Annotated in this window: 11 protein-coding genes; 1 reads left to right on the forward strand and 10 read right to left on the reverse strand. The window is 40.6% G+C overall.

What is annotated here, in order from left to right:
• Nucleotides 1-5: 5 nt before the first annotated feature.
• The 4 genes from hemC to ORQ98_RS05555 all read right to left on the reverse strand — a co-directional run bounded on the left by hemC (nt 6) and on the right by ORQ98_RS05555 (nt 4,540).
• A complete protein-coding gene (gene hemC, locus ORQ98_RS05540) occupies nt 6-941 on the reverse strand; it encodes a hydroxymethylbilane synthase (protein ID WP_274687786.1) in 936 nt (311 codons plus the stop codon).
• 292 nt (nt 942-1,233) lie between these two features.
• Entirely contained in the window at nt 1,234-1,977 is a 744-nt protein-coding gene (locus ORQ98_RS05545; RefSeq protein WP_274687787.1) for a LytR/AlgR family response regulator transcription factor, read from the reverse strand.
• A gap of 8 nt (nt 1,978-1,985) precedes the next feature.
• Nucleotides 1,986-3,059: a sensor histidine kinase gene (locus ORQ98_RS05550; protein WP_274687788.1), complete on the reverse strand. Its 1,074-nt coding sequence runs from the start codon at nt 3,057-3,059 to the stop codon at nt 1,986-1,988.
• Between the two features lie 242 nt (nt 3,060-3,301).
• The gene (locus ORQ98_RS05555; protein WP_274687789.1) at nt 3,302-4,540 is read right to left on the reverse strand and encodes a hypothetical protein; all 1,239 of its coding nucleotides are present in this window, start codon (nt 4,538-4,540) and stop codon (nt 3,302-3,304) included.
• A gap of 329 nt (nt 4,541-4,869) precedes the next feature.
• Here ORQ98_RS05555 and argH point away from each other — a divergent pair, with 329 nt between their 5' ends.
• Entirely contained in the window at nt 4,870-6,273 is a 1,404-nt protein-coding gene (gene argH, locus ORQ98_RS05560; protein ID WP_274687790.1) for an argininosuccinate lyase, read from the forward strand.
• Between the two features lie 88 nt (nt 6,274-6,361).
• Here argH and ORQ98_RS05565 read toward each other — a convergent pair whose 3' ends face one another.
• From ORQ98_RS05565 to ahr, 6 genes are all read right to left on the reverse strand, one after another.
• Nucleotides 6,362-7,060 (reverse strand): PEP-CTERM sorting domain-containing protein, encoded by a 699-nt coding sequence (locus tag ORQ98_RS05565; protein WP_274687791.1) that lies wholly within the window; start codon nt 7,058-7,060, stop codon nt 6,362-6,364.
• Nucleotides 7,061-7,426: 366 nt separating this feature from the next.
• Nucleotides 7,427-7,789 (reverse strand): SdrD B-like domain-containing protein, encoded by a 363-nt coding sequence (locus ORQ98_RS05570; RefSeq protein WP_274687792.1) that lies wholly within the window; start codon nt 7,787-7,789, stop codon nt 7,427-7,429.
• Between the two features lie 224 nt (nt 7,790-8,013).
• Nucleotides 8,014-8,637 carry a DUF4360 domain-containing protein gene (locus ORQ98_RS05575; RefSeq protein ID WP_274687793.1) on the reverse strand — a complete coding sequence of 208 codons (624 nt, stop codon included), beginning with the start codon at nt 8,635-8,637 and terminating at the stop codon, nt 8,014-8,016.
• A gap of 15 nt (nt 8,638-8,652) precedes the next feature.
• The gene (locus tag ORQ98_RS05580; protein WP_274687794.1) at nt 8,653-9,273 is read right to left on the reverse strand and encodes a DUF4360 domain-containing protein; all 621 of its coding nucleotides are present in this window, start codon (nt 9,271-9,273) and stop codon (nt 8,653-8,655) included.
• A gap of 269 nt (nt 9,274-9,542) precedes the next feature.
• Entirely contained in the window at nt 9,543-10,103 is a 561-nt protein-coding gene (locus ORQ98_RS05585) for a DUF4360 domain-containing protein (protein WP_274687795.1), read from the reverse strand.
• A 383-nt stretch (nt 10,104-10,486) separates the two neighbouring features.
• A complete protein-coding gene (ahr, locus tag ORQ98_RS05590) occupies nt 10,487-11,488 on the reverse strand; it encodes an NADPH-dependent aldehyde reductase Ahr (protein WP_274687796.1) in 1,002 nt (333 codons plus the stop codon).
• Nucleotides 11,489-11,838: the final 350 nt, after the last annotated feature.

The following is an 11,838-nucleotide window of genomic DNA, read 5'->3' on the forward strand; positions in this document are numbered from 1 at the left end:
ATTTACTAATAAAGTTTACTGAGGATGTCACCCGCTCCTTGGTTGAGCAGGTCTTCTGCCAGGTCTACACCAAGCTTTTCAGCTGTTTGCAGATCATCCACCCCTGAGACTTGCTGACTTTGCTGGCTGGTTATAAAGTGTGTGCCATCAGGCTCAGCTACCAAACCCCGCATTGTCAGTTGTTGATCTGACAATTGTGCAAAGCAAGCAATTGGCACTTGGCAACCTCCAGCCAACCGACGATTCATTGCTCGTTCAGCACTGACACATAAGGCAGTTTCCGAATGATGTAAAGGCGTGATTAGCTTGATGATAGTATCATCAGTTGTACGACACTCAATACCAACTGCCCCCTGCCCACCTGCCGGCAGACTTTGTTCTGGGCTAATAAAGCTACTGATTCGGCTAGCAAACTCTAAACGCTTCAGGCCCGCAGCCGCTAAAATAATAGCATCATATTGACCATCATCGAGTTTGGCGAGCCGGGTATTAACATTGCCACGTAAAAACTGGATAGTTAAGTCTGGTCGGAGCTTGAGTATTTGTGATTGGCGACGCAGACTGGAAGTGCCGACGACAGCACCTTCTGGCAGCTCTTCAAGCGTTGTATATTGATTGGAAACAAAAGCATCGCGAGGGTCTTCACGTTCACAAATAACAGGTAAAGACAGCCCTTCAGGAAACTCCATAGGGACATCTTTCATTGAGTGCACAGCAATATCAGCCTCATTGGCTAACAAGGCATTTTCCAGCTCTTTTACAAACAAGCCTTTACCACCTATCTTAGCCAGAGGTGAGTCTAAAAGCTGATCGCCTCGACTGGTCATTGGCACTAACTCAACTGTTAAGTTGCTATGATGGGAAAGTAATTGCTGCTTGACAAAATTAGCCTGCCATAAGGCTAAAGCACTTTTACGGGTTGCTATGCGTAACGTTTTCACATCTAAATCCGGCTACAAACGAGTAAATTCTAATGCTTATGATAAGTGAGCAAACCTAATTTAGCATCTATACCATTCACTAGATGTAAATACTGGTATGTACTCACAGCGAAGGGTTTTTAGGCGAGGCCACCGAGCGATGAAGCCCCAGGAGTTTAGTAAACTAAATGACTGGGGTGAAGACAATTTATTGCTCCTGCATAAACTGCATTCACACCATCCTTGGCGCTTAGTGATGGTAACAAAGCTTAAAAATCATTCGCAAAGAGTATACTATTGCCAGATTCATTGGCTAAAGTGTTTGCAGCAATTTACGCAGCCCGGCTACATGTCGTCGGCTAATTTGCAGTGGCTCAGCAACTCCTTTTAAGCGCACTTCATAACCACCTTCATCGTTTCGAGTCATTCCTTCAATGGCATTTTTTGCCACTAGTGCATTACGATGAATTCTAACAAAAGCTCCTTCAAACTCCCTTTCAAGCTCTTTTAGCGTTTCATCAATAAGCACTTCTCCTTTTGCATGTTTTACTGTTACGTATTTATTATCAGCAATAAAATAGTGCACTTCGTTGAGGGGGATTAGCTCCACTCCTTTATAAGTTTTAGCGCTGATATGACTTCGCTTTTCTGACTGTTCACCTGGTCGAAACTGGTTAATCGCATTTAATTGAGAGCGATTAGTTTTTTTCGCATTATTCAAGGCTTGTTCAAGTGCACTTTGCTTGACCGGTTTTAGCAGATAGCCTACCGCCTGAACTTCAAATGCATCTAAGGCATACTCGCCATAAGCCGTACAAAAAATAACAGCAGGGGGGCATTCCATTTCACATAAATGTCGCGCGGCTTCCAAGCCACTCATATTGGGCATACGAATATCCATCAGCACTACATCAGGGTTGAGCAACTGGGCAAGTTCCACCGCTTCCACACCATTACGCCCTTCCTCTTCCAGTGGGCTATAGCCTTCAACCTGCTCCAGCATACGTCTTAGTCGATCTCGAGCAAGTGGCTCATCATCCACGATCAATACTTTCATTACACCCTCTAAATGTCTGCTTGATCACTAGTGCTACATGGATAACTTAACTGGGTTACAAAGCCTGCCTCTTTTTGTTGGACGGATAATGACGCTTGCTTTCCATAAAGCGCCTGAAGTCGAGCAGCTATATTTTGGATCGCCATTTGGTTGCCACTTTTTGGCTCAGCAATATAAGCAGCATCAACTGGGTTATGAATACTAATCGTCAGCTGCTGGTTATCATATTGCCCCTCAATGCTGATCGTTCCTCCTTCAGCTAACGGCTGAATGCCATGATATACCGCATTCTCTAACAGTGGTTGCAAAGTGAGAGGAGGAATCGGCAAGCTATCTGGCACCTCCTCCAGATTCCAGTTCACCTGAAGTCGTTCACCTAAACGATGCTTCTCTATACGTAAGTATTGCTTACAAATCTCTAACTCGTCAGCCAAAGTGACTTTGGCCGCAACCTCATCCAAGCAAGCACGAAATAACGCCGCCAAATCTTCAACCGCTTGCTCTGCTTTTTCTGGTGACACCTGAATTAAGCTAGCAATACTGTTCATACTATTGAAAAGAAAGTGAGGGTGAATTCTAGCCTGTAGGGCTTGCAGTCGAGATCGAAGTTCAGCTTGTTCCTGCTTGCGCAACTGTTGTTGAACATAAAAATAACGAAGCAATAAGCTGGTAATAATCAGCGCAACCAGCAGATTTTTTGAAATATGCCAAGTATCTAGCTGCAGCCAGAATGAATCCCAATCTAAAGGGTAAATCACCCACTCAGCCGCCAGTGAAAAGACTAAAGTGACAAGTAAAACTACGCTATAACAGGCAGCTAGAGCATGTCCAAGCTGAGCCCCTAAAATCAGTGGTCTGATCCGACATAGGCAGCCAGCACTTACCAATACTACCCATTGAACAAAGAATGAGGTTAATGCCAGATGATTCCAATCAAAACCCATAGAGCTAGGAAGCGCTAAGACTAAAATCAGTACAAATAACTCAGCCAATACCACCAGCATAAATACTGCTCTAGTAGTACAAAGATCGGGTAAAAAAAACTCTTGATCCAGCCAATCGCCAGCTTCGAATGGTTTCACGACACTATCCGTCAATGGTTTTATATATTATTTTTAACACGTATAAAAATACTCACAAGGATAGCGGAGAAATACGAACTTTTTCTTGTCAATTGTGTGAATTAAGTCGCCAACAATAGCTAAAGAGAGAGGAACAGACTTAAAAGTAACAAAAATGAATGGAGCAATGGACTATCACTCCACTCATTCGCGACACCCTCAGAGAGGGGCAGGATGAAGGGATAATTAGTTTAAAACCAACGTTATGCTTCTAAGTAGCTCTTTTTAATTCCAATACCCTTAAGCGCAGAAAGCTCAGCCTTAGTAAGAGAGTTAATATCACTAATATATTTAGACTCAGACAAGGCAATAGGCGTCTCTTTGTCTAGCTGCCGTGCTGTTACTTCAGCTAGCTTTTCCAATGTAGTTGTCAGCTTTGTAGGCAACGAGATAAGTACCTTACCTGCTTGGGTTTCCATTAACTCATCAGATAGACTCAACTTCTCTGTAGCAAAGTCAAAAACACCACGCCACTGAGTACTGTCTTGCCCCGTTGTCTTTTGGAATGCTGCGCTTATTATCGCTCGTGGTAGTTGACTGACCTGTTGCTCCAACTCACTAGCTATGAATTGATTGCGCTTAACCGCATCAAATTGATCTTCTGGGTTTTCTTTATTTTTCTCAGCCCACAACTTGTCCGTATTATCAATAAAATGCTTCAATGTTGTTGCTATAATACCAAGATTAGATTGCTTGTATGACAGTTCATTACCTAATAATTGAATAGGGCTTGAAACGGCGAGCTTCCTTAACCACTGTAAATCTGCTGCCGTTTTTACTTGCCCTTTAATATCATAAAAAGACAGCTGACTTTCAAAAAACTTATTCGCTAAAGCTTGTTGCTGTTCAGGCGAAAGCGTCAGTTTATGTTTTTGTTTCACGGTAGAGCTTAAATAGCTTGTTGCATCTAGCAGAGCCTTTGACTTGTCATCAGAGACCGAACGACCATAAAACCCTGTAGCCTGATCTAAGTTGATTGTTTTACCGGTAGAGGAATCTTCTATAACAGCTGATTCATATTGACTTTCAAGCGTCTGAATCTTCAACTCTTGGTCCAAAGCCTCAACCTCTACATCTAGCTTGGCCATCTCTTGATCAAACTTTTGTTTTAGCACCTCTGGGCTATCGTTCTTAGCCTGTAGTATTGGTGATCCTATGCTAATACTCGAAGCTTTACTTTCAGGGGATTGCGTTCGATTAAAAAGTGCTACAATTGTCTCAGGCACTTGCTTAATATTGCTAAATGCTTTTGCAAGCTTCTGTTCTACTGTCTGAAGTGGTTGCTTAATCCAGCTTTGATAGAGGCTTTTAGCTGAGTCACTAGCCTTCTCAAACTTAAATGTTCTGCCACTCGCACTCCCTTCTGATAACTTCACTTCCTCGACTGGGTTTAGTTTAGGCGTTCCAATATCAGGAACCCCATTAGTACTCATATAAATCATGGATATCTCCTAACTGTCCTAACAGTTAATCGTTAATATAAAAAGACAGCAGTAATATGGTACACGTGACAATTAAGTGGCTACTTATCAACAAGGCGTAACTTTTTAGCTTGGAGTAACTTTAAGGCAGTTGCTTTTCGACAGGCCACCAACATGCCTTCAAACCAACGCCTTGGTTGCGAATTTACCGGAAGACCAGAGACAGCAAACAATTATTAGAGGTGCCCTTTAGATACATATTGACACAACTACCTATGGCATGATGACTAACTGATAGTTGTATAATCTATTTTCACCAGCGAGCTTTAATCGGGAATCGGGGATAACCAATGTCGGATAAATCAATAAATCAAGCCAACCAACAATGGGGGGGACGCTTCTCAGAGCCAACAGATCAATTTGTGGCCAAGTTTACTGCCTCAATTGATTTTGACCAGCGACTTTATCGACAGGATATTAACGGCTCCCTAGCCCATGCCGCCATGTTAAATAAAGTTGGCATTTTAACTGATCAGGAATTATCTGATATTCAACAAGGCTTGCAGGATATTCAAGCAGCCATTGAAGCAGGTGAGCTTGAGTGGTCTGTGGCCTTGGAAGATATTCATATGAATATTGAAGCACGCCTGACCGACCGCATTGGTATTACTGGTAAAAAGCTCCACACAGGCCGATCACGTAATGATCAAATCGCTACTGATATACGATTGTATTTGCGTGATGAAATTGACCTCATTTGTGAAGAGGTCAATCGGCTACAGCAAAACCTAGCCAGTCTGGCAGAGCAAGAAGCTGATACTATCATGCCTGGTTTTACTCATTTGCAAACCGCTCAACCCGTTACCTTCGGCCATCACCTAATGGCTTGGTTTGAAATGCTTAGCCGAGACTATGATCGACTGCAAGACTGCCGCAAGCGGGTGAATATCTCTCCTCTAGGGGCTGCAGCCTTAGCTGGTACCACCTACCCAATTGATCGCGAATTTACTGCTCAACAATTAGGCTTTAGTAAGCCCAGCGAAAACTCACTTGACTCTGTTAGCGATCGGGATTTTGCCATTGAGTTTTGTTCAGCAGCCAGCTTAGTTATGACTCATCTGTCGCGTATTTCTGAAGAGTTAATCCTCTGGACATCAGCTCAATTTAATTTTATTGAATTACCTGATAGGTTTTGTACTGGCTCCTCTATCATGCCGCAAAAGAAAAACCCCGATGTACCAGAGCTGGTTAGAGGCAAAACCGGGCGTATCACCGGCCATTTAATTTCATTACTGACTTTAATGAAATCTCAACCCCTGGCTTACAACAAAGACAATCAAGAAGATAAAGAGCCTTTATTTGATACCGTGGATAATCTGAAGGGCTGTCTGCGAGCTTATGCTGATATGGTACCAGCAATAAAAGCCAATAAACAAAGTATGTATGAAGCAGCCAAACGCGGTTTTTCCACTGCCACTGATTTAGCTGATTATTTAGTTAAAAAACAGATGCCATTTCGTGATGCTCATGAAGTTGTGGGTAAAGCTGTGGCTTATGGCATTGCCCAAAATAAAGACCTTTCTGAAATGAGTTTGGAAGAGCTACAACAGTTTTCCAGTACAATTGAGCAGGATGTATTTGATGTACTCACCCTGGAAGGCTCAGTGAATGCGAGAAACCATATTGGTGGCACAGCGCCTGCTCAAGTTAAAGCAGCGATTGAAAGGGCTAGAGAATTACTAGCGTCAAGATAAAAAAGGACACAGCTAAAATAAAACAACCAATAAAAAAGGGTATACAATGTATACCCTTTTTTTGATTTTACTGTAATGAGTAAAAAAATTACGCTTTTTTCTTACGCTTTTTCATACCCATCACAGAAAGGCCTAAGCCTAGCCCCAATAGTGCAATACTACCTGGTACAGGAACAGGGTTTACTGGGTCAACATAGTGTAGGCCACCAGCACCAGCAAATTGCACATCAGAGCCGTTACCAATTTCAACGTTAATTAAACGGCCATTATAAGCACCAAATGTTTTACGAGAGGCTGAAATTTGAATGCTATTAATGCTTTCACCCACTGATAGACCAAAATCAGAAAGGTCAAATAAACCAGCAAAAACACCTCGGCGTTGATGAGCTGTACTTATTCCATGGCCAATCAGGTTATCAGCAAAAATATCTTTATAAACGCCATTAATGGTTACACCTATAGTACCACCCCAGATAATTGAAGGCCGATACATAAAAATAGCGCCATCTTTACCAGCTCTATTTTTAATTGGGTTTGCGTAAGTCATGGTGAGGTTTTTATTCATGGCGTTGCCATGAGGCCAGAATGTATACCTACCAGTATGAGGGTTATCATCACCGACTGGATGCTGGCCTGGACCAAAATTAGCCCCTCTGTAGCTTACTGACGCCACTAAGTCATTCGAGTCAATGCTATGTTGATTATCTATTTTAATTAAACCAGCCTGAGCCTGCATGCCGACAAATGTAAGTGCGCAAGTCATTAGCCCTATTTTAGTTATTTTCACTTCGTAATACTCCTGAGAAAATTATTGACCTACTTCACAAGATGCTTCCCTGCTCTTTTCAGACTTTACTGAGAAGGTTTAGCAACGTGAACAATGCTTTTAGCAAGCACTAGGTCAGCAAAATTCAGGCCAACAAAAAAAATGCCTTTAAATTACGCTGCTTAGCAAAATTTATGACAATAAATGTAAATTAATCTGACTTAATTATTAAAATAAAATGAGACTTAATTAAAATTAAAAGCGTTAAGTAAGAACAAAAAGGAAGTGAATATATAGTAAATAATTTTATATACTTGAAGTTTGGCGAGAATTAAAGGGTGGAAAGAATAACCACCCGCCAGGAAGGATGTTTTGATAAAGAGATAACTAGCAAGCGTTCCAAGGTGATACAACTACCTTATTATTAACTCCACCTTTCATCTGTGGACCATTATATGTGAACGCTTTACCACTTTTTAAGACAAACCGTATTTTATAGCTACCCTGCTTAATGCCTGAAAACTGATAGTTTCCATTTAATGCTGTTACTGTAGAAGCTACCTGAGTACCTTTACATGTTAGCAGCTGAACCGCAGCGCCATTAATGCCTTGCTCGTTATCTTCTTGAATACCATTGGCATTTTTATCATTCCAAATATGATCACTAATCGAAACATTATCAGCAGTTGCTACAGCAGAAAGAGAAAATACGCTTAATAAAATTGAAACTGAAAATATTTTTTTCGACATTGTAAAAACCCTGGCTAAAAGAAAATTGATATTCAAGTTCTTAATCAATGCCGATAAGGTACCAGACCTGATCAATATTTAAACAGACTAGGTTTATTAGTATGACGCGTATAACAAAAGAAGTTGAGCAATTATGAAGTAGTTCAAAGAGCAGGTCTTAAACCTTGCTGAGATACATACAGCGCCCTTACAGGGATAGGTGTAACTACCTACCCCTCCTTAAATCATTCGCGAGAAACATGGCAGCGCTGGTAATCTATTTTAAATTTAATACTTGCCGCTCCTTCATCAATATGAAGTGCGGTTTTCAAGCCTTTAGCTATAAGGTTTATTTCTGTATCCAAGTAAACCCGATCATCACCACAGCTTGTATAAATTGGTTCTCCCCAAGTATTGAAAACAACATCCTGTAAGCTGCCATAATCATGATAGTAATTTTGCCGCCCCCTAACAGCATAATAAGGGGAAGTTGTGTCATAATCAGACATACTTTGGTGAATGATAACTCCTGCCATCCCTTCTTCGTTTAGGCTAACAGTGCCCTCTACCCCCAAACGACTAAAGCTCACCTGATAACCATCAGGAATGATCAATGGGATTTGAATAGAGCAACTTGTTTCTACCTCATCACCATTCATTGAAACTGCTTGAAATTGGTTAAATATTAAGTCAATTGTCCCATCATCATTAGCATCAGCAGTTACCCCTTTACAAGCACATAAAGGGTTAGTCTCTGGACACCAGGCACTGCCAGGTAAAATAATATCCTCAAACTCTGGGGTGACAGCAAAACTCGCAACAGAATGTAAACTAAGTGCATAAATTAATATATTTTTTGGAAAGGGCATTTTCTATTTACTCTATTATTCTACCGGACAGCCTTGCAGCTCTACCTTAGGTAAAACCAACGATCTAATAACCGTAGATTGACGCTCTATTGGCACACTAAGACGATTTAAAAACTCAGTATCAACGGTTATAGATACTTTTAAATTAAGAGACTGACCACAGCTATTGATTTCACTACCCATTGGCTTAGTCAAGGCAACATCACCATTAGCCAGTCCACTAAACTGCCAAATAGATGCTTCACCAACTCCACCCGCTTGTCGATAACGTAGACTTACCAAGTGTTTACTTGCTTCGGTAGACTCAGCTGTGCCCGATATTGTAATGGCTGGAATTAATGCTCGTTGCTGTTGTGGTACTAATAATACATATTTGATAACACATATCGCTCTATCTTGAAGCTTTTCAGGGCCTATTGTTGCTGCCAGGCTATCAAAACTAATAATAGTATTACCCGATACTGGATCATATTTAATAGTTGCACTTTCATTGCAACTGTCGCCTAAAAATTTAATATCACTAATTATTGGGTCAGTGCTGTTTGATGAAACAAGTTGATTTGCATTTAAATGAGCAACAGCAGAAATTAAAAGTAATGCCGATACGCCCTTAAATAAAAGCTTTTTGTATTGCATGGTAAAAGCCTTTTTACAGTATAAGGAAGCCTAAACCCAAATGATTCAACAGGCTACAGCAAATATTTTCATGCACCCCAGTGAAGAAGTGCTCAGGTTAAAAGGCTTCCAGATTTCACATCAGTTATATTCTTCGTGAATGACTTTTAGGGTTTGTTGTCATCACTCTTCCCCCTAATCATTTATTAAAATATAAACTCATAGGGATTCATCTCTCGACGGCCGCCCCTAAAAACCATTCACTTTGACTATATTTACCTGGTTTTCAGTTAAAACTGCCCACACTGAACCATTTCATAACCATAATTAACAGTTCTTCCTGCAGCTTCATCGATTACTACCCGACCATTTTCTGCCTCTACGGTTATAGATGTTTTAAATGTGACTGTCTGACCGCAAGGTGAAAATGAGTAACCAGCAAAGTTTTTATTAACTGTTATATTTTGAGGAAAGTTACTTGGGAAAAATTCTTGAATCGCCGCATTTCCAGTAGTACCTGCCAAGCGGTGACGTAATGCAATTTGCCCTTTCCCGTTATACTGAATCATTGCAACCCCTTCAAACCCTACCCGACTAATTGCCAACTGATAGCCAGCAGGCATTTGAATCGGAAACTTCACAACACAGGTTTTCCGCTCACGTCCATCATAGGCCTCAGCTTGGAGTTGCTCATCGAAAATAATATCAAATGACTTATCAGGGTTAGTATCAACCAGACCAGAACATCCCCCTAAAAAACGAACTTTTTCTGGGTCTATCCCAATACCATCTCCATAAGCTAATGAAGAAGCTGAAATAACTAAACTGGAAATAAGTGCAACGTATTTCATGGTCTATCCTTATCTATTCATCCTTGAAAGTAATTAAGAACTACCGAAGAAACCGCATATTTTATTGGATACCCTCACATCAGAGGGTTAGTTACAGCTGCTAGCAAACCAAATGAATGTCAACCATGGTTACCACCAAAAAGTACTGCCACAATAAAAGAGCAAAATAATGCCAGCTGCATAGACTCAGATCAATAATTTTTAGCTTTTTAATTTTTTTGTTTTTTGTAATGTTACATAAAAATAAAACTATGAAATATATTCATATACAATAAGCTACACTTCTATACTCCTTGCGAATTATTCTTAAGAAAAATCGTCAAGGACACACCTAAAAAGAAGATTCGGTAATTCTAAAGCCATTCGCGACGAGCATATCTTTTTTATTTCTCTAATACTATTCTATAACGCGCCTTGCCACTTTCTAAATGGGCCAAAGCTTCGTTGACTTGACTAAATTTAAACATTTCAACCATTGGCTTGATATTATGTTGAGCGGCAAATTCTAACATTTTTGCAATATTGCCAGGACTGCCTACTGGAGAGCCTGAAATAGAACGTTGCTGCATGATTAAACCAAATACATTGATATCAAGAGGGTCTAATGTAGCCCCAACAAAGTGCAACCGGCCTTTGGGCTTCAGTGTAGAAAGATAAAGATTCCAATCCAGCTTCACATTTACTGTTGAGATTATGTAGTCAAAACGATTGGCTGCTCCATCTATTTCAGCAACATCCCGAGAATTAAGTGTATGGTGAGCACCAAGAGACCTAGCCTCAGCAGACTTACTCTCGCTAGAGGTAAATGCTGTCACCTCACATCCCCAGGCATTCAAAAACTGCAAAGCCAAATGCCCTAGCCCACCAATGCCAATCACCGCCACCTTATCCGTTGGCTTAATATCAAATTGCACTAATGGATTGAATACTGTAATACCGCCACAGAACAAAGGTCCTGCAGTCTTACTATCAATACCACTGGGAAGAGGTACTACACTCTTGGCATTAACCCGCACCTTATCTGCAAAACCACCATGATGCCCCACAATGGTTCCTTGAGCGGTTAAACACAAATTATGATCCCCCGCATTACAGTGTGAGCAAGCTTGACAATAGTCAGCATGCCAACCTAATCCAACCAACTGCCCTGCTTTTAAATGGGTAACATGATCGCCTACCTTAGCTATCTTACCAACAACCTCATGCCCAGCCACTAATGGATAAGCGGACAAGCCCCATTCGTTATTAATCATTGAAAGATCGGAGTGGCAGATACCGCAGTAATCCACCTCGATTTCCACTTCTTGATGGCCCAACTCACCTGGGTCATATTCAAATTCAGTTAATTTACCTTTGGGTTCTAAAGCGGCGTAGGCTTTGATCATGTGTAGTCCTTAAAATATAGTTTTTTGTTTAATTAATCATAGATCAGACAGATTTCCTAAATGAAAGTATATTGGGATTTTAATATTATATTTCAGTTTAAAAAATAAATTATAAATAGCATACTATTTAAGGTTTAAACCATTAAAACTCTTTTAAGGATATGAATAAGGCATACAAAGCCTCTCTCATATTTATAAAACCGCTAAAAATTCTCCGACAATAAGAGTATCTTCAACTGAGTCATCTAATACTATTGGGTTATAACCATAAGCATTCCTAATTATCATCATGCCTAAGCTATATTTAGTAGCTTACCTGGTAGCGGAGGTGTTCTCAGCGCTACAAATGC

Origin of the sequence: Spartinivicinus poritis (genome assembly GCF_028858535.1) — a bacterium.
GTDB lineage: Bacteria > Pseudomonadota > Gammaproteobacteria > Pseudomonadales > Zooshikellaceae > Spartinivicinus > Spartinivicinus poritis.